The following is a 19434-nucleotide window of genomic DNA, read 5'->3' as shown; positions in this document are numbered from 1 at the left end:
CTACTTCGACTTAGGTATGAGGCGCCGCTTCTGGGCAAAGCGGTCGCTGCCTGCCAGACTACGCACTCTCCATTTCCGAGATTGACCGTCAATGATGCTTTCCGGCGGACTGGTTGCGTCCACCTTCCTGATCTATATGGCTTGCCTGTTTGCTATCGCCTTCTGGGGTGATCGGCAGACCGACGAGTTCAGCCCGCGTGTGCGGGTCTGGGTCTATAGCTTGTCGTTGGCGGTGTGGTGTACCAGCTGGACCTTCTTCGGTGCGGTAGGAATGGCGGCGGGCCAGATCTGGGACTTTCTGCCTATTTATATCGGTCCGGTGATCCTGTTCATGCTGGGCTGGCGGCTGTACGCCCGCATGCTGGCGATCAGCAAACAGGAAAATATCACCTCCATCGCCGACTTCATCGCCTCGCGTTACGGCAAGTCCCAGGGGCTGGGCGTGGTGGTTGCGCTACTGTGCCTGGTCAGCGTGCTGCCTTATATCGCCCTGCAGCTCAAGGGCATCGTGCTGGGTTTTACCCTGCTGACCGGGCAGGGAGCGGCCCTGGCCGAGGGCGCGCAGGGAGCGGAGGATACTGCGCTGGTGGTAACCTTCCTGCTGGCGCTGTTCACCATTTTGTTCGGTACCCGCAGTCTGGATGCCACCGAGCATCATCGCGGCATGATGCTGGCCATTGCCTTTGAATCGGTGGTCAAGCTGCTGGCGTTTCTTGCGGTGGGGGTTTTCGTCACCTTCGGGTTGTTCGGTGGTTTTGCCGACCTGCTGGAGCGGGCGGGCAACAGCACAGAGCTGGCCGAGTACTGGCAGCGCGAAACCATGCACACCAACCTGCTGTTCCAGACTTTCATCGCGATCCTGGCATTCCTCTGCCTGCCCCGGCAGTTCCAGGTGACGGTGGTGGAGAATATCAAGTCGTCGGATCTGCGCATGGCGCGCTGGGTGTTTCCAGCCTATCTGGTGTTGGCCGGCTTGTTCGTCGTGCCGATCAGTCTGGCCGGGCAATTGAGTTTTGGCGCGGCCCACTCCCCTGACTCCTACGTGATCAATCTGCCGCTGATGGAAGGCCAGCCGGTACTGGCATTGCTGGCCTTCCTGGGGGGCGCTTCGGCGGCCACCGGGATGGTGATCGTGGCAGCCATTGCCCTGAGTACCATGGTGTCCAATGACGTGGTATTGCCGTTGCTGCTGCGCAACCAGAAGCAGTCGGAACGCTCTTATGAAGAGTTTCGTGGCTGGCTGCTGAATATTCGCCGCAGCAGTATCCTGATCATCCTGCTGCTGGCCTATGTGGTTTATCGCATGATCGGTAGCGCCGGCAGTCTGGCCAATACCGGGCAGATTGCCTTTGCTGCCATCGTTCAACTGGCGCCGGCGATGTTCGGCGCGCTGTTCTGGAAGCAGGCCAACCGCACTGGCGTGTTCGCCGGGCTGGTGGTCGGTATCGCACTGTGGCTGTATCTGTTGATATTGCCGGTGCTGGGCATTAATGGCACTGCGGACTGGCCCTTGCTCGCTGAAATCTACAGCAACGCCTTCGGCTTGCCGGTCGATGGCCTGACGCTGGGCAGCATGATCGCGCTGGGCTGCAACTTTGCCGTATTCGTGGTGGTATCCACATTCAGCCGCACCCGGGTGCTGGAACATTGGCAGGCCAGCCGCTTCGTCAGCCTGGACGGCGACCAGTGGGCCGATGGCCCCAGCCGAGCCATGCTGCGGGTTACCGTGGATGATCTGCTGACTCTGGCGGCACGCTTTGTGGGTGACGAGCGCGCCCGCGCCGGCTTTGAGCGCTTTGCCGAGGCGCAGGATGTAGCCTTCATCCCGAATCAGGTCGCCGACAGCGGCTGGATTACCCAGACTGAACGTCTGCTGGCGGGGGTACTGGGTGCCTCGTCGGCGCGGGTGGTGGTGAAGGCGGCCATTGAAGGACGCGACATGCACTTCGAGGATGTGGTGCGCATCGTCGACGAGGCCTCCGAGGTGTTGCAGTTCAACCGCGGATTGTTGCAGGGTGCCATCGAGAATATCACCCAGGGTATCAGCGTGGTGGACAAGGAGCTGCGCCTGGTAGCCTGGAATCACCGCTACCTGGAGATGTTCCAGTATCCGGAGGGGCTGATCACCATCGGCCGGCCGATCGCCGACCTTATCCTGTGCAATGCCCGGCGTGGCTTGTGTGGTCCGGGCAATCCGCAGATGCATGTGGACAAGCGGGTCAACTGGATGCGTCGGGGCACCGCCCATCGCTCGGAGCGGTTGTTTCCCAATGGGCGGGTGATCGAGATTATTGGCAATCCGATGCCCGGCGGCGGCTTTGTCATGAGTTTTACCGATATTACCGCGTTCCGCGAAGCCGAGAAGGGGCTCAAGGAGTCCAACGAGGGGCTGGAACAGCGGGTCGTCGAGCGTACCCGGGAACTGTCCGAGTTGAACCAGGCGCTGATCCAGGCCAAGGCGCAGACCGAGCAGGCCAGCCAGTCCAAAGGGCGGTTCCTCACCGCCGTGAGCCATGATCTGATGCAGCCGATGAATGCGGCACGCCTGTTCTCCGCCTCGCTGGCGCATCAGCCCAACCTGCCACAGGAAGCCCAGGAACTGGTACGGCATCTGGACACCTCACTGCGCTCAGCCGAGGATCTGATTTCCGATCTGCTGGACCTGTCGCGGTTGGAGTCCGACCGCATTACCCCGGAATGGAGCAGCTTCCAGCTCACCGAGCTGATCGAGCCGCTGCGTATCGAATTCGGTGCGCTGGCGGCGGAGCAGGGCGTCGACCTGCGGGTTTACGGCAGCCGTTTGCGGGTGCGCAGTGATATCCGGCTGCTGCGCCGGGTGCTGCAGAACTTTCTCACCAACGCCTTCCGTTACGCGGCCAATTCCCGGGTGGTACTGGGCATGCGCCGGTTGCCAGGCAAGGTGCGCATCGAGGTCTGGGACCAGGGGCCGGGTATCCCGCGGGACAAACTGCAAACCATCTTCGAGGAATTCCAGCGGCTGGACAACCATCGCACTCAGGCTGAGAAGGGACTGGGTCTCGGGCTCGCCATCGCCGATGGCCTGTGCCGGGTGCTGGGTCATGAGCTGGCGGTGCGCTCCTGGCCGGGCCATGGCAGTGTATTCAGCGTGACGGTGCCGGTGGACAGCTATGATCGTCGGACCCGCACACCCCACGCGCAAAGCGCGCCGGCACTGAGCGGTGCCCAGGTGCTGTGCATCGATAACGAGCCGAATATCCTCACCGGCATGAACAGCCTGCTGAGCCGCTGGCAATGCAATGTCGCGGTGGCCCGCGATCGTGGGGAAGTGCAGCAGTTGCTGGACTCGGGTTTCTGCCCCGAGCTGGTCCTGGTCGATTACCACCTGGATGATGGCGATACCGGTATCGAGCTGATGAGCTGGCTGCGAGAGCTGTCCGCCACCACGCTGCCGGGTGTGGTGATCAGCGCCGACGGGCGCGATGAGCTGATCATGCGTATCCGCCTCAATGGCCTGGATTACCTGCCCAAACCGGTGAAGCCGGCGGCGTTGCGAGCGCTGATCAGTCGCTACGTCAATCTCTGACGCGGCGGACGAGCAAGCTGATAGAATCCGATGACGCCCCCTCGGGTGTCTCCTTCCGTACCAACAATCGAGATCATGATGTCACGTTCGAGAGAGCTGCTGCTCGGCATGCGCGATACCATTCCCATGCTGGTTGGCGCGTTGCCGTTCGGTATCGTCTTCGGCACCCTTGCCGTCTCCTCCGGCCTGTCGATCAGTGCGACGCTGGCCATGTCCGCGCTGGTGTTCGCCGGCTCCGCCCAGTTCGTCGCTGCCAGTCTGGTGGCGTCTGGTGCGGGGCTGGTGGTGATTCTGCTGACTACCTTGATCGTCAACCTGCGCCATGCGCTGTACAGCGCCAGTCTGCTGCCCCATGTGCGGCACCTGCCGCAACGCTGGCGGGTGCCGCTGGCGTTCTGGCTGACCGATGAAAGCTTTGCCGTGGTACACCGGCACTACCTGCTCGACAAGGGGCCGCTGGAACACAAGCACTGGTATTTTCTGGGCTCCTGCCTGGCCATGTACAGCGTGTGGTTTGTCTGCACCCTCGTCGGCGTGTTGCTCGGTCAGGCGCTGCCGGGGCTGGCTGATTGGGGGCTGGATTTCGCCATGGTGGCCACCTTCATCGGCATTGTCGTGCCCCTGCTGCGCAATCGGCCGATGATCATCGCCGCCCTGGTGGCGGGCGGTACTGCGGTGCTGGCCCATGGGCTGCCGTACCAGTTGGGCCTGATGCTGGCGGCGCTGCTCGGAGTTGTGACCGGGGTATTGGCTGAGCATGCAGCGGGGCGAGAGCGCCTGACTGTGCCGGAGGTCGAATGAGCAGCTTCGAGATTGCCCTGATCCTGGGTATGGCGGTCATCACCTTCGTCATCCGCTACACCCTGTTCGCCGTCGGCCACCGGGTGCGTTTCAATCCGCTGGTGGCGCGGGCGCTGACCTATGTGCCGGTGGCGGTGCTGACGGCCATTGTTGCGCCGATCATGCTCATGCCGGACGGTGATGGCCTGCAATTGACCCTGGATAATGCTTACCTGGTCGGCGGGGTTGCCGCCATCCTCATTGCCGCCCGCTGGCGTAATCTGCTGGCGACCATCGCCGGCGGCATGCTGTGCTTCTTCCTCTGGCGCTGGTTCTATGGCTGAAGCCGGTGGCGCAACAGCATGATGCTCAGCGCCGCGCAGCAGATCAGCCCGATAAAGCCGAGCATGCTGTTCACCAGGCCGATCTGATCACTGGCAAAACCGATGCTCAGCACCACGGTGGCCATGGTCAGGTAGGCGGCCAGATAGAAGGCCGAGGTCGTTGCGCCCCGTTCGGCAGGGGGCGCCGCGCGGGCGATCGACACGGTAGCAACCACACCAATGGCACCGGCAGCCATACCCGTGATCAGGGTTGCCGCGATGAACAGCCAGACCGATGCCTGCCACACGGCGCCGCCCAGTGCGAGCAGGCCGGTGATCAGCAGGAGTGGGCCGGCGATGATCAGCCGATTGAGCGGCTGGCGCTGGGCGGCAAACTGGCTCAGCCCGGCCACCAGCTGCCACGCTGCCGCGAACAACCCGGCCATGGCCAGATCATCGATGCCGATCAGCTCCCGTGCCAGGGTCGGCCCCAGCGACGAATACAGGCTGCCGGTGGACCAGGCCAGGGAAATGGCCGCAGCAGCGAACAGGAAGATACCCAGCAGCGCACGCGGCACCTTGATCGGCGTGGGTCGCCAGGCGCGCAGGCGAAAGCCCTGCTGGCGCTGTCCCAGGTGGGCAGGCCAGGGCGCGCTTATCAGCATGATCAGAGTGGTGATACACAGCGCCACGGCCACCAGAAACGGCCACACATCGCCATGGTCGGTCCAGCGCAACATCAGTGAGCTGACTGTCGGGCCGGTAGCGGCGCCCAGAGTGAAGGCCAGTGCCGTGAGAATCGCGCCCCGGGCCCAGTTGCCATCCGGTTCGAGTTCCACCACGGCCGCCGTTGCCGCGCCGGTGACCATGCCGGTGCCGATACCGGTGAGCAGGCGCGCCAGGGCCAGCTCATAGATATCCCCGGCCAGCATGAAGATAATCGAGCCGGACAGGATGAACAGCAAGCCCGGTACCAGGACCTGCCGCCGGCCAAGCTGGTCCGACAGCGAGCCCAAGGTCAGCAGGGTGATGACCACGCCCAGCACATACACCGAGAAGACTGCAGTCAACGCCGTGGCGGAAAACCCCCAGTTCTGCTGCCAGACGGCATACAGAGGGGTGGGCATGTGGCTGGCAAGAATGGTGGTGAACAGCGCCAGCATGCACGCGGCAATGGGCAGGGTATTTCTGCTGTTCAGGGCGGAAGGCGCCTCCGGGCTGGGCATTCAGGATATCTCGCGGGCGGAAAACCGCACCATTATCGCAGATGGGGCGATAGGATGGGCGCCACATCGTGTATCAATCGGACTTATGCGGTATCCATCGGATAACAGCTGGTAAAAGTATTCCCGCTGCCGCTCCGCGTCCTGCTGTTATGATGGTTGGGCGATCGTGGAATCGACCCGGCCATTAACGGACAACGAAGGGAGCCTATGAGTACAACGCCACCCCCATCTATCATGCCGTCGAATACTGCGGCACGCTGGCTATTGCTACTGGTAATCATCGCCGGGATCTATTTCTTCCACGGTTTTATTGTCCCGGTCCTGGCTGCGCTGATCATCGCCTTTGCCAGTTGGCCGCTGTTCCAGCGACTGCTGCGGCTATGTGGCGGTAGTCGAACGCTGGCTGCGACAGTCGCCATTCTGCTGATTCTCGGGGTGCTGATCGTGCCGTTGACCATGGCGTTTTCCTTCGCCCTGGAAGAGGCGCAGGTGTGGATGGCCTGGTTGGTAGAGGCCAACCGTGAAGGGACCGATGTGCCTGGCTGGATCGCCGCGCTGCCACTGGTCGGCTCCTGGCTGGCCGAGCAATGGGACGAGTATCTGAATCATCCCCACGCCATCAGTGAAATCATCCAGATGGCCAGTGGTCAACACCTGGGCAACATCTCCCGTGTGATCATGGCCATGAGCGGCATGGCTTTTTCCCTGGCTCTGGCGCTGCTGTTCATGCTGATTACGCTGTTCTTTCTGTACCGTGATGGCTACGTGCTGGTGAGGCAGGTCGACCGGGTCGGTGAGGAAGTGCTGCCAGCACGCTGGCAGCGGTTCTCGCGCATGGTGCCGGCGACGGTTACCTCGACAGTCATCGGCATGGGCCTGATCGCCATCGGCGAAGGCATCATCCTTGGCATCGCCTACTGGGTCGCTGGTGTGCCATCGCCGGTAGCGCTGGGGTTGATCACCGGGGTCATGGCGCTGATTCCCGGAGGCGCGCCGCTCGCCTTCACCCTGGTGTCGCTGTACCTGATCGGCAGTGGCGACACTGTGGCGGGGGTGGGCCTGTTCATCTGGGGTTCGGTGGAGCTGTTCATTGTCGACAAGACCATCCGTCCCTCGCTGGTCGGTGGCCCGATCAAGCTGCCGTTCCTGCTGACATTCTTTGGCCTGATCGGCGGGGTCACCACCATGGGGCTGGTCGGCCTGTTCATTGGCCCGGTGTTGATGGCGTTGCTGCTGGCCATCTGGCGGGAGTGGGTGCACGAAGAAGATACCGCAGCGGTACTGGTCGCCGATTATCAGGAGTCACGCTAAGCGCCGCCTTGAGTGGTGGGCTCAAGGCAGCGTGGGCGGCAATGTCAGCGGTTCGGCCAGGCGTACCAGAGAGACCGGGTAATGCTCATCCAGCGCGCGCCGCTGCAGCCAGGACAGTGCCTGCAGCTCGGCACTCGGCGCTGGCCATAGCTCGGCGAACTCGATCAGTTCGGCATCCTGCCCGTCTGGCCCAACCGTAGCCAGGGCGAAGCGGAATGGATGGTAGCCGGTCATCCCCAACCGCAGGTCGGTGACTACCCACTGGTCATCGATCAGGTCATAGCGCAGCAGATCACCGGCAAACCAGCGCAGGCGCTGGTGTTGTGGCGAGTCCAGCAACACGGGCTGCGCCGCGCTGGCGTGGCGCGATAAACGCTCAAGCTGCACTGGCTGGCGGTCGAACCAACTGACCAACCCTTCGTAATAATCATCCCCGTCTACCGCCACCACACGCCATAACACCGTATTGAAGGGCGTAGGAGAGGTGAAGGTGGCTTGCGGCTGGATGCCCGCATTGGCCAGGGCTTGTTCCAGCCGGTGATCGGCCATCTGCTTGCCCGCCAGGGTGCTCGCCAGATACAGGCTGCTGAAGGCCAGCGCGGCATATTGCAGACGCAGACCGCTACGCCTGCGCAGCCCCAATACCAGCCCGGCGATAACCGCCAGCAGTAACGGCAGGGTGTACAGCGGATCGATGATGAAGATGCTGGAGATCGCCACCGGTGGCGTCGTCAGCGGCCAGAACAGCTGGGTGCCATAGGTAGTGAAGGCATCCAGTAACACATGGGTGATCAGGATCAGCCAGATGCAGAACCAGAGCCGGACGCCGCTGTACTCAGGATGCGGACGAAAACGCCGCACTGCCCAGGCCAGCAGCACACTCACGACGCTCAGTACCAGCAGGGAATGGCTGAAACCACGGTGATAGGTCATGTTGGCGACGGCATCGCCGTAGTCCAGCACGACATCCAGATCCGGCAGCGTGCCCAGTATCGCTCCATACAGCAGGGCCTTGCGGCCCTGCCAACGTCCGAGCAGGGCGCCCTGTATCGACGCGCCCAGCACTGCCTGAGTGATGGAGTCCATCAGAGATTATGCAGCTTGTCTTCGGCGATCGACTGATCCAGTAACTCCAGCAGCGCCTTGCGGGTCTTCAGCTTGGTATTGCGATGGGCAGTCATGTTCAGCTTGGTCAGCTGCGCGGCCATGGCCATGGTTTCAGTCTCCAGTGCCTCGGCAGGGACCACCCGGTCAAGGAAGCCTGCTGTCACCGCGTCGGTCGGCGAAAACAGCTCGGCGTTGATCACTGAACGGGTGAAGGCGCTGTGGGTCAGACGTGCCCGGGCCAGTTCAATGCCGACATGGTGCATGGTCATGCCGATCGCCACTTCATTGAGACCGATCTTGAATGGGCCTTCGACGCCGATACGGTAATCAGCTGACAGCAGCAAAAAGGCGCCTTTGGCAATGGCGTGGCCGGTGCACATTGTCATTACCGGATAAGGATGGGCCAGCAGGCGACGGGACAGTGTCGAGCCAATGGCAACCAGCCCCTTGGCCGCTTCGGGGCTGGAGGTCATGACCTTGAGGTCATAACCGCCGGAAAAAATCCCTTCCTTGCCCTTGATGACTACCACCGCCCGGTCCTGCTCGGCCCGGTCCAGGGCGGCATTGAACGCCTCGAACAGCTCGGGCGACAGGGCGTTGGCCTTGCCATTATCCAGCGCCAATACGGCAACACCATCGGAAAAACTGTAGGAAACCAGCTCGCTCATCCAGGAACCCTCATCGATTATTATCAGCCAGCCACGAGCCAGCATACGTCTGGCAGTTTACCAAGATAGCAGTGACTGGCGAGTCTCTAATACATTGCCCTTTGAGCAGGGTTTCCGCATCGTCCATTGGTGCGCTTGTCAGGCAACATCTTCGCTCCATGCGCCGAAGGGATCGGGCAACTGCTCCCAGCTGGCCAAGCCGGCCGCCATTTCCTGATCATCCAGCAGGCAGGCGTTCAGCTCGGCGGTCAGTTGTTCGAAGTTGATGTTCTGGCCAATGAACACCAGTTCCTGGCGGCAATCGCCTGTCTCACCATCCCAATGAGCAAGGATGGACTGTAGTGCTTCCTCGTCCTGCGGCCATTGAGCTTTCGATACAAAGCGCCACCAGTTTCCTGCCAGGCCATGGCGCATCAGCCCGCCTGCCTGGGACCAACTACCTGCTTCACGGTATTTGCTGGCCAGCCAGAAATAGCCCTTGGAGCGCAGCAACCGACCGTTTTGCCAGGGACGAGTGAGGAAATCGTAGAAACGTTCGGGATGAAAGGGGCGACGGGCGCGATAGGCGCAAGAAGCGATGCCATATTCCTCGCTTTCCGGGACGTGCTCGCCGCGCATTTCCTGTAGCCACCCCGGAGCCTGAGCGGCACGCTCGAAGTCGAAACGGCCGGTATCGAGAATCTTCTCCAGCGGTATTCGCCCCATACTCATAGGCAAGACTTCCGCGTGGGGGTTGAGGCTATGGAGTATGGCCGACAGCTCGTTGAACTCGACGCTGGAGATCAGATCGATCTTGCTGATCAGAATCACATCGGCAAACTCGACCTGCTCGATCAACAGGTCAGTGATAGTGCGCTCATCTTCCTGGCCCAGCGTCTCGCCACGGCTGGCCAGGCTTTCCGAGTCGTGGAAGTCACGCAGGAAATTGACGCCGTCGACGACGGTGACCATGGTGTCCAGGCGTGTCAGGTCCGACAGGCTAGAGCCCTGCTCATCACGGAAGGTGAACGTCTCGGCCACCGGTAGTGGCTCGGAGATACCGGTGGATTCGATCAACAGATAGTCGAAGCGTCCCTCTCGGGCCAGGCGACTGACTTCCTCCAGCAGGTCCTCGCGCAAAGTGCAGCAAATACATCCATTGCTCATCTCCACCAGCTTTTCTTCAGCGCGATTCAGGGTCACCTCGCGCTGTACCTCGCTGCTATCGATATTGATTTCGCTCATATCATTGACGATCACCGCGACTCGGCGGTTGTCGCGATTCTTCAGTACATGGTTGAGCAACGTGCTTTTGCCGGCGCCAAGAAATCCGGACAGTACAGTAACGGGAAGTTGGTGAATCATTGGATAAATCTCGATGTCGGTTGGGAGGTGCAATCGTTCAGTGGTTATCGAATTGTTATAATGTAACATGTAATTGAAGTGTTTGTAGCTGATCGATGGGAGATTTTCAGCTGGATCCTGGCTCGTTGGCGCCCGGCAGCCGTTTTATCGCCGACCTTGGTGGCTCTCATGAAACGGCTCTGGACCCAAGGGTGCGATCGCGCCGGCAGTGGGGCGGCATCTTCAAATAGCGTTTGCCAAACCGGCTTGGTTTAGGTACATTAGCGCGCCTCGGAACAGGGGAAACCCAGTACCGAGATTGCGGAGAGCTGTCCGAGTGGCTGAAGGAGCACGCCTGGAAAGTGTGTATACGTTAATAGCGTATCGAGGGTTCGAATCCCTCGCTCTCCGCCAGATAAACGTAACAAAGCCCCTTAACAGGGGCTTTGTTGTTTCTGCTCAGTTAGTCTTGTCCTGCCTGCTGCGGATTATCGGTCTGTTGCACTCTCCCTGCGCTCTTCTTCATCAGCATTCTCCACATCGCCAACTTCGCCACTCTCTGGCTCGGTAGTTTGCTCGAAGGTTTCGCTGCTGCCCTCGGTCGCCTGTGCTTCACTGCTGTCGTCTGCGGCCATATTGGCCAGAATAAACGCTTCCTGGCCCTCCAGCTCCAACGCCCGCGCGGTATTGAGTCGTACCTCGCGCAACAGCTCCGGATTATCCGCCAGTTTCATATCCAGCGAAGGGATGATTTCCTTGAGTTTGGTTTGCCATTCTGCGCTTTCGACCCGATCAGGAAATACCCGCGTCAGCAGGTTGAGCATGATCGGTGGTGCGGTGGATGCGCCAGGGGAGGCGCCCAACAGGGCGGACATGGTGCCATCCTCGGACACGACCGCTTCGGTACCAAACTGCAATTTGCTGCCATCATCGGTTTTCTTGATGATCTGCACCCGTTGGCCGGCGGTCCAGAGCTGCCAGTCGTCAGGGTTGGCCTCGGGATAATATTCACGCAGCGCGTCCAGGCGATCCTCACGGTCCTGCATCACTTCTCCCACCAGATAACGCACCAGACCGAAATTGCTCAGCCCGACTTTCATCATGGGCAGCACATTACTGAAGGTCATGGAATCGAAGAGGTTGGTCCAGGAACCTTCTTTCAGAAATCTGGTGGAAAACGTAGCGAAGGGACCGAAGAACAATGTTGGTGTTCCATCCAGGTAACGTAGATCCAGATGAGGTACGGACATGGGCGGCGAGCCCTCCGCAGCCAGGCCGTAGACCTTGGCCTGGTGGCGTGACACGACGTCTGGGTTGGTGGTGTAGAGGAAGGAGCCACCTACAGGGAAACCGCCGTAGTGCTTGGCTTCGGGGATACCGGATTCCTGCAGCAACAACAGGGCCGCTCCCCCCGCTCCGTTGAATACGTAGCGGCTGTTGACGATAGTCTCTTCGCCGCTATCGACATCCGCGACCGTGATCCGCCAGGTACTATCTTCGTTGCGCTCCAACTCGCGCACTTCGCTGCCGGTAGTCAGCGTTACGTTCGGCTGGTTGGCCAAGTGGTCTGCCAATTGACGTGTCAGCACACCCCAATTGACCTCGGTGCCGAGGTCCATACGAGTGGCCGCCATGGGGGTATTGTCTTCACGACCGTCCATGACCAGTGGCATCCACTCGGCGATAGTGGCGTTGTCTTCGGTATATTGCATGCCGGCATACAGCGGGATGCTCGACATCTTCTGGTAACGCTCGCTCAGGAAATCGATATTCTCCTGGCCCCAGACAACGCTCATGTGCGGAACTGTGGAAATAAAACTCTGCGGGTCACGGAGCGCGCCTCGTTCGACCTGGTGCGCCCAGAATTGGCGCGATATTTCGAACTGCTCGGTGACATTGATGGCCCGGGCAATATCAACGCTTCCATCTTCATCCTGGGGGGTGTAATTCATCTCGCAGAAAGCCGAGTGTCCCGTCCCAGCATTGTTCCAGCCGTCGGAGCTTTCCTGAGCGATGCCGTCCCTGCGCTCGTAAAGTCGGATATTCCAGTCGGGCTCCAGCTCGTTTAGCCAGGTGGCCAGCGTCACACTCATGGTGCCGCCGCCAATCAGGGTGATGTCGACGATCTCGCCGCCGCCCCGCGCGCCGTCCCCGCTCTGGGCAAAGGTATGCCCAGGAAGCAGGCAGAGAGAGAAGCATAGCGCTGCAACAATATTGTTTTTCATAGCAGTCTCGATTTGCTGGATGGCTGAAAACCTTCCGCTAGTTGACCTGTCCGTCGCACGCCGAGGAGAGCGGAAAGTACACGCAATACTATGGACTGCGTGAACGCTGGATCAGTTGCAAAGATTAGCCCGTGCAGGCGTCAGTGGCGCTGAATCAGTACGCAACGGCTCAGCCACCAGGGACCGTGAAATCCGGTCAGTCGCCCACTATTGTTTTGTTATAGTATAACATGGTAGTGTCTCGGCCCTTCCTCTATAGCCATAAGGACGGACCCCATGACCTACTCCCAAGCTAGGCATCTTCTATTGCTGCCATTGGCCGCGATGCTGCCAATCTCAGCCGCTGCTGATGTGCTCACCCTGCAATCCCGGGTGGTGACGGCTACCAGCACTGAACGTTCGCTGCAGGATGCGCCGGCGACTATTACGGTGATTTCCCGCGAGGAGTTGGCTAGTCGACCGGTGCAGGATCTGGAGGATGCCCTGCGGGGCGCGCCCGGCCTGCAATTCACCGGTATCGGGTTTGGGCGACGGGGAGTGAGTATCCGGGGCATGGGCGCCGAGCAGACGCTGATACTGGTCAACGGGCAGCGTATCAACACCGCCGCCAGTGCGATCGCGCATGCCGATTTTGATCTCGGTTGGGTGCCGGTAGAAGCTATCGAGCGCATCGAGGTGGTACGGGGGCCGATGTCCGCGCTGTATGGTTCCGAGGCGCTGGGCGGCGTGGTCAATGTGATTACCCGTACGGCTACTGACCACTGGCGGGGTAGTCTCGCTGTTAATGGCGGTGTACCAGATCATGGGCAGGGTGGTCAGACCCATCAGTTGGGCGTATATGCCGGTGGCCCGTTGATCGAGAACGTGCTGGGGTTGAGTTTCACAGGCGAGAGCCGCAAGCGTCAGGCAACAACCGACCGGGATGACCCAGCGTTATCCGAGCTGGAAGGACGCGAATCGCAGAGCGGCAGGGTGACCTTGCACTGGACTCCGGACGCGGCGCAGCAGGTCGATCTCATGCTGGCGAGTGGCCGCGAGGATCGCTGGCGCAATACCAGCAGCCCGGCCGGGCCGAATAGTCGGGTGGAATACGAATCGCAGGATGATATCGAGCGAGATCAGTGGTCATTGAGCCACACAGGAAACTGGAGCTGGGGCAAGACCACGGTGCGCGCCTATGGCAACACCTTGAACCGTGGGAGCAGCGATAGCCGCCCGACTTCCAGCAAGTCATGGCAGAAGATGAGCGATGATATTGCCGATGCCACCGTCAGCCTGCCCCTGGCGGGCAACCATTTGCTCAGCCTCGGTGGCGAGTGGCGTCGCGAGCGGCTGGAGGATGACAGCCTGGCCAGCGGCAAGGGCAAGGCAACCCACCGGGCAGTGTTTCTGCAGGATGAAATCCAGTTGCATGAGGATTGGTCGCTGCTGCTGGGCAGTCGCTTTGACCAACATGAGGAGTATGGCTGGCAGAAGAGCCCGCGTGCCTATCTGGTATACAGCCATGGCGACTCGCTGACCATCAAGGGTGGTGGCGGACGAGGCTTCAAGGCGCCCACCTTGAAGCAGCTGTCGCCCGGTTACTCGGCGATCGGTGGTGGCGGTCAGTTCACCATCCGCGGTAATCCCGACCTGAGTCCGGAACTCAATACCACGTATGAGTTGGTAGCCGATTACGTCGGTGACGGCTGGTCTGCCTCCGCCGGCATCTTTCAGAACAACCTGAAGGGGCTGATCCAGACCGTCTGCGTAGCCGACTGCGGCGTTCGCGGGCGTGAGCTGCGCAATTACGAGAACGTTGATCGGGCGCGCATCCGTGGTATCGAGCTGGGGACGGAACTGGACCTGCCACTAAACCTGCACTGGGGCATCAACTATACCTATCTGGACGCCATCGATCGCAGTGCCGATCAGCGTCTGGCCGGCCGCTCGCGGCATCTGGCCAATACGCACCTGAAATGGTCGCCCACGCCAGGGTTCGACGCACAGCTGCGTGGTGAGTATGTCGGCAGCCAGCTCGGCTACAGTCGCAACGTCGCGTATGGATTACCGGCCTACAGTCTCTGGCATCTGGAACTGAGCCAGCAATTGACGCCTGACCTGACCCTGCGCGGGGGTATCGAGAACCTCAGCGATGAGCGGCTGGCGGATGACAACGTGCTGTTCAACTATCCCGAGCCAGGCCGCACCTACCACGTCGGCCTGAGCATGAGCTTTTGACCATGGGCAGACTGCTAGTGATGCTGCTATTCATACTGGGCAGCAGCCCGGTATGGTCGGAGAGCGGGCCCGATATCCGTGTGCTGAGCAATGACTTCGTGTTGTCGGGCAAGCTGGCGCGGCTGCAGCGGTGGGCAGGAGACGCCGGTCTGCAACTGGACAGTCGCTATATTAGCGGCGAGGCCGAGCCAGCAGACCTGTTGGCCGGTCTGTTGATTCTCGATACGCCCCGGCCCGGTGATCTGGCACAGATGCAGGTCTTTCTCGGCGACCTGCTGGAGCGCAGCGATACGCCCTGGATCAGGGTCGGCGGTGGCGCACCGGCTTTCGGTAACCTATCACCACCGGTTGCCTGGCAATTGATCGGTTATTACAGCAATGGCGGCGAGACCAACGTGCGCCACCTGTTTGATTACTGGCAGTTGCATCGCTCGGGTGAGAGCACAGCTTCGGTCCCGCCTGCTGCACCGCTGCCGGCGGCGGGCTTCTACCATCCCGATGCGCCAGCGCCATTCGAGAATGTGCGGGACTATCTGCAGTGGGGGAACGATCGCTGGCCTGAGCAGGCGCCGCGCATCGGCTTCATCACCCATGGCAGTAGCATTGCCGATGCCGAACTGGCGTTACTGGACGCGCTGATCTACGCCAGCGAGCAGCGCGGCCAGGCACCACTGGTGTTCTGGATCGACAGCCAGAATCCGCAGGCGCTGAGTGAGGTGGTCGAGCCCGCGGATTTGCGGGTGCTGGTCAATCTGACCCACATGCAAAATGGCACGGCGCGCCAGGCCGAGATACGGCAGCTCGGTATCCCGGTATTGCAGGGTTTTATCCAGCGTAGCAGCCTGGAAGATTGGCAGCAGTCCAGTTCGGGCATTGCTACCCACGCCGTAGCCACGCTGCTCGGCGTGCCGGAAACCTGGGGTCTTAGCGATCCGCTCGTGATCGGCGTGGTGGAGCAGGGCGAGCCCCGGTTGGTACCGGCACAGGCTGAAGCTCTGCTGGGCAAGATCGACCGGCTGGTACGCCTGCAGGATTTGCCGCCAACGGACAAGCAACTGGCCCTGCTCTTCTGGAACCATCCGGGCGGCGAGCGCAACCTGTCGGCCTCGAATCTGAATGTGCCGCGTAGCCTCGCTGCGTTAAGTGCGGCTCTGGCCGAGGCGGGCTACCGGGTACCGGCCACCGATGAGCAGCAGTTCATCCATCTTGGCCAGCGCTTGCTCGCCGGTTATTACCGCCCCGACACCCTGGATGCCCTTTACCGCGGCGAGTTGGCAGCGGCATTGCCTCTGGTTACCTACCAGCAGTGGCTACACAGCCTGGCCGCATCGGTGCAGCAGGAAATGCAGGAGCGCTGGGGCGATCCGGCCAGTCATTGGGCGCTGCGCCAGATCGACGGTCAACCACATTTCATCATTCCCCGGGCTCAGCTTGGCACGTTGCTGGTGATGCCGCAGCCGCCCCGGGCCGGCCGTCCGGGCGAGTCCTATCACGATACCGCGCTACCGCCGGACCATATCTATCTGGCGGCCTATCTTTGGTTGCACGACCAAGCCGATGCGTTGATCCACTTCGGCACCCATGGCACTCAGGAGTGGTTGCCGGGCAAGGACCGCGGACTGGCAGTGGAGGATTATCCATTCCTCGCGCTGGGTGATCTGCCGGTGTTCTATCCCTATATCCAGGATAATATCGGCGAGGCCATGCAGGCCCGGCGACGCGGGCGCGCAGTGGTGGTCAGCCACCAGACGCCACCCTTCGCCCCCGCCGGGTTGTATGACGAGCTGCGCGAGCTGCATGACCTGATCCACCAGTATCAGCAGCTGGAAGAAGGTGCGGTACGTGAGCAGACGGCTGAGGCCATTCTGGAACAGGTGGCCGAGCAGGGCATGCTCGCCGACCTCGGCTGGGATGAAGCAAGCGCAGCACAGGACTTTCCCGGCTTCTTTGCTGCCCTGCATGATTATCTGCATGCCCTGGCGGCAGACAGCTTGCCACTTGGCTTGCATACCTTTGGACAGCCCGCCGCTATCGAGCATCAGCTGAGCACCGTGATTCAGCAGCTCGGTCCGTCCTATCTGCAAGCGGTGGCGGCTGCCAATGGTACGCCGTTCGATAGTGATGAGCCTGCTGCGCTGGATTTTGCCGAGTTGCAGGGCAGCCCTGCCTACCAGTTACTCGCACGGCATTTGCTGCATGGAGAGTCGATCCAGCAGATGGGTGGTACCGAACTGCATGATTGGTTGCTAACGGCCCGCGAGCAGCAGCAGAACCTGGCCGAAACCGGCGAGATCGAGGCGCTGCTGGCCGGATTGGCCGGTGGCTTCATCGCCCCGGGGCCGGGCGGTGACCCGGTACGCAATCCGCAGGTGCCCAGTGGCCGCAACCTGTATGCCTTCGAGGCCGACAAGCTGCCTACCGCCAATGCCTATGACGCCGGTGAGCAAGCTCTGGAGCAATTGCTGCAAGCCTATCGCGACGAGCACGATGGCCAGGCGCCAACCAAGCTCGCTTTCAGCCTCTGGTCGTCCGAGGCCATGCGCCATCTGGGTATTCTCGAAAGCCAGGTGCTGCATGCGCTGGGTCTGCGTCCGGTATGGGATAGCGGTGGCCGGGTACGCGCGCTGGAAATTATCCCGCGCAGCGAGCTGGGGCGGCCGCGCATCGATGTGGTCTTGCAGGTCACCAGTGTCTACCGCGATCAGTTCGATGGTTTCATGCTGTTGCTGGCCGACGCCATCGACCGACTCGCGCAATTGAATGAGCCGGACAACCCGCTCGCCAGCAATAACCGCGCCTTGATCGAGCGGCTGGAGATGCAGGGGCTGGATAGTGAGCAAGCCTCCCGCCTGGCCAATGTACGGATTTTCAGCAATGCGCCCGGCGATTATGGCACCGGTGTCACCCAGCTGACGCTGGACTCCACCACTTGGGAAGATGAGTCGGTGCTGGCCGAGCAGTTTCTGCAACGTCTGCAGCGTGGCTACGGCAGCAGCGGGCTGGTCGCACCGCCTCCCACTGGGAACCTGTTTGCCGAACAACTCAAGGGAGTGCAAGCCGCGGTGCTGGCGCGATCCTCCACGGTCAATGGATTACTGTCCACCGACCATCCCTTCGAGTACCTCGGTGGGCTGTCGCAGGCGGTGCGGCAGATCAACGGCCAGGCGCCGGCGCTATATATCAGCGATCTGCGTCAGAACACCCCCAAGACCACCGGCGCTGCCCAGTTTCTCGCTGGCGAATTGCGCAGTCGCTATCTCAATCCCCAGTGGATCGGCGCCATGCAGCAGGAGGGCTACGCCGGCACACTGGAGCTGTTGAATATCGTGAACAATCTGTGGGGTTGGCAAGCCACCGATAGCGACATGGTGCGCGACGATCAGTGGCAGGCGGTACACGACAGCTATGTGCGGGACAGTCGTGAGCTGGACCTGAACGCCTGGTTCGAGCAACACAATCCGACGGCCCAGGCGCAACTCATCGAACGTATGGTCGAGGCGATCCGCAAGGGCCACTGGGACGCCGACCAGCAAACCCGCCGCGAACTGGTGGAGCGCTGGCAGGCCCTGATCGAAGAGCATGGCGCCGATAGCGGCGCGGCGCTGACCGTGGAATTCATCAGCGATATGGCCGCCGGCTTCGGCCTTGGTGGAGCCACGGCGAATGAGCCGCATGACCGGGCAGTCTCCGCCGAACAGGCCGCCAGTCAGCCCGCTGACAGCACCTCGGTGCGTGGTCAGGTCATGCAGGAGGTCTCGCCCCAGAGCGAGACGCAAACGCCCTGGCGTATCTGGGCCGGTCTGCAGGGCATGCTCGGTTGCATTCTCTTCGGCGCCTGGAAGCAGCAGCGGGCCAATCGCAATACCCCCATCAATACATATCAAGTGGAAGCAACATGAACGCTCTGGAAGTCGGACTATACGAACTCACCCGCTGGTTTCTCACACCGGTGCTGCTGTTGATTATCGCCGCACTGATCTACTCGCTGATTGCCTTGGGCAGCTTCGCTATGGAAGCCTGGCAGCGTCGGCGGGGTTGTTATCGACCGCTGCTTGCGAGCTGGCAGCAGAGCCATGGCGGTACCAGTGATGATCTGGAGTTGCATATCATGCAGCGCCTGGAATGGTTGCGTATCACTTCACGCAGCACTCCCATGCTGGGGCTGGTAGCTACCATGATCCCGATGGGGCCGGCGCTACTCGCGCTGACCCGCAGCGATGCGCAGGGCATCGGCGATAATCTGGTGGTGGCCTTCTCCGCAGTGATACTGGCGCTGCTGGCCGCCAGTATCAGTTACTTTATCCTGACTGTTCGCCGCCGCTGGCTGTTGCAGGAATTGCGTAGCATGGAACGCGCCGGGGAAAATGTCTGATGCGCTTTCTTGAAGAAGACGAAGACGATCCGCTGCTGTCCATGGTCAACCTGATCGACCTGTTCCTGGTTGTGATTGGCATTCTGCTGGTGATCATCGTCCAGAACCCGCTTAATCCCTTCACCGAGGAAAGCGTGATAGTGATCGAGAATCCTGGGCAAAGTGATATGCGAATGACGATCAAGGACGGCGAAGAGCTGACCCGCTACGAAGCCAGCGGCGAAGTAGGAGAAGGCCAGGGCAGCCGCGCCGGTGTCACCTACCGGCTCAATGATGGACGCATGATCTACATACCGGAGGGATAGGCCGGCCGG

General features: G+C 61.2%; 13 protein-coding genes and 1 tRNA gene. 9 read left to right on the top strand and 5 right to left on the bottom strand.

The window, feature by feature from the left end:
- Positions 1-91 precede the first annotated feature (91 nt).
- The 3 genes from DHB74_RS02565 (at position 92) to DHB74_RS02555 (ending at position 4689) form a co-directional block, all read left to right on the top strand.
- On the top strand, positions 92-3565 hold the full coding sequence (locus tag DHB74_RS02565) for a hybrid sensor histidine kinase/response regulator (protein WP_499160688.1): 3474 nt from the start codon (positions 92-94) through the stop codon (positions 3563-3565).
- Positions 3566-3643: 78 nt separating this feature from the next.
- Positions 3644-4366: an AzlC family ABC transporter permease gene (locus DHB74_RS02560; protein WP_499160687.1), complete on the top strand. Its 723-nt coding sequence runs from the start codon at positions 3644-3646 to the stop codon at positions 4364-4366.
- Positions 4363-4689, top strand: a complete 327-nt coding sequence (locus tag DHB74_RS02555) for an AzlD domain-containing protein (protein WP_036988543.1) — start codon at positions 4363-4365, stop codon at positions 4687-4689. The genes DHB74_RS02560 and DHB74_RS02555 overlap by 4 nt, the downstream gene beginning before the upstream one ends.
- Here the strand turns inward: DHB74_RS02555 and DHB74_RS02550 are convergent.
- Complete coding sequence (locus DHB74_RS02550; protein ID WP_499160686.1) at positions 4680-5894, bottom strand: MFS transporter; 1215 nt, start codon at positions 5892-5894, stop codon at positions 4680-4682. The genes DHB74_RS02555 and DHB74_RS02550 overlap by 10 nt on opposite strands.
- Positions 5895-6101: 207 nt before the next feature.
- Between DHB74_RS02550 and DHB74_RS02545 the strand changes: the two genes are divergently transcribed.
- Positions 6102-7205 (top strand): AI-2E family transporter, encoded by a 1104-nt coding sequence (locus DHB74_RS02545; RefSeq protein WP_036988546.1) that lies wholly within the window; start codon positions 6102-6104, stop codon positions 7203-7205.
- A 21-nt stretch (positions 7206-7226) separates the two neighbouring features.
- Here DHB74_RS02545 and DHB74_RS02540 read toward each other — a convergent pair whose 3' ends face one another.
- From DHB74_RS02540 to zigA, 3 genes are all read right to left on the bottom strand, one after another.
- The gene (locus DHB74_RS02540; RefSeq protein ID WP_136868930.1) at positions 7227-8291 is read right to left on the bottom strand and encodes a metal-dependent hydrolase; all 1065 of its coding nucleotides are present in this window, start codon (positions 8289-8291) and stop codon (positions 7227-7229) included.
- Positions 8291-8980 (bottom strand): crotonase/enoyl-CoA hydratase family protein, encoded by a 690-nt coding sequence (locus DHB74_RS02535; protein WP_036990008.1) that lies wholly within the window; start codon positions 8978-8980, stop codon positions 8291-8293. Before DHB74_RS02535 ends, DHB74_RS02540 begins: the two co-directional genes overlap by 1 nt.
- Positions 8981-9118: 138 nt before the next feature.
- Positions 9119-10324 carry a zinc metallochaperone GTPase ZigA gene (gene zigA, locus DHB74_RS02530; protein ID WP_036988549.1) on the bottom strand — a complete coding sequence of 402 codons (1206 nt, stop codon included), beginning with the start codon at positions 10322-10324 and terminating at the stop codon, positions 9119-9121.
- Positions 10325-10626: 302 nt separating this feature from the next.
- Here zigA and DHB74_RS02525 point away from each other — a divergent pair.
- Positions 10627-10717, top strand: a tRNA-Ser gene (locus DHB74_RS02525).
- Positions 10718-10791: 74 nt separating this feature from the next.
- Here DHB74_RS02525 and mqo read toward each other — a convergent pair.
- The gene (gene mqo, locus DHB74_RS02520; RefSeq protein WP_499160685.1) at positions 10792-12528 is read right to left on the bottom strand and encodes a malate dehydrogenase (quinone); all 1737 of its coding nucleotides are present in this window, start codon (positions 12526-12528) and stop codon (positions 10792-10794) included.
- Between the two features lie 276 nt (positions 12529-12804).
- Between mqo and DHB74_RS02515 the strand changes: the two genes are divergently transcribed.
- From DHB74_RS02515 to DHB74_RS02500, 4 genes are read left to right on the top strand one after another with little or no spacing between them, the layout of a single operon-like run.
- Positions 12805-14748, top strand: a complete 1944-nt coding sequence (locus DHB74_RS02515) for a TonB-dependent receptor domain-containing protein (RefSeq protein ID WP_036988551.1) — start codon at positions 12805-12807, stop codon at positions 14746-14748.
- 2 nt (positions 14749-14750) lie between these two features.
- On the top strand, positions 14751-18647 hold the full coding sequence (cobN, locus tag DHB74_RS02510) for a cobaltochelatase subunit CobN (protein WP_499160684.1): 3897 nt from the start codon (positions 14751-14753) through the stop codon (positions 18645-18647).
- Entirely contained in the window at positions 18644-19120 is a 477-nt protein-coding gene (locus DHB74_RS02505) for a MotA/TolQ/ExbB proton channel family protein (RefSeq protein WP_036988553.1), read from the top strand. Before cobN ends, DHB74_RS02505 begins: the two co-directional genes overlap by 4 nt.
- Complete coding sequence (locus tag DHB74_RS02500; protein WP_036988554.1) at positions 19120-19425, top strand: DUF2149 domain-containing protein; 306 nt, start codon at positions 19120-19122, stop codon at positions 19423-19425. Before DHB74_RS02505 ends, DHB74_RS02500 begins: the two co-directional genes overlap by 1 nt.
- The last annotated feature ends 9 nt before the right edge of the window (positions 19426-19434 follow it).

Origin of the sequence: Pseudomonas sp. G11-1 (assembly GCF_024031555.1) — a bacterium.
GTDB classification, from domain to species: Bacteria; Pseudomonadota; Gammaproteobacteria; order Pseudomonadales; family Pseudomonadaceae; genus Halopseudomonas; species Halopseudomonas bauzanensis.
The sequence above is the reverse complement of the archived record's forward strand: the minus strand, read 5'-3'. Positions and strand labels throughout refer to the sequence as shown.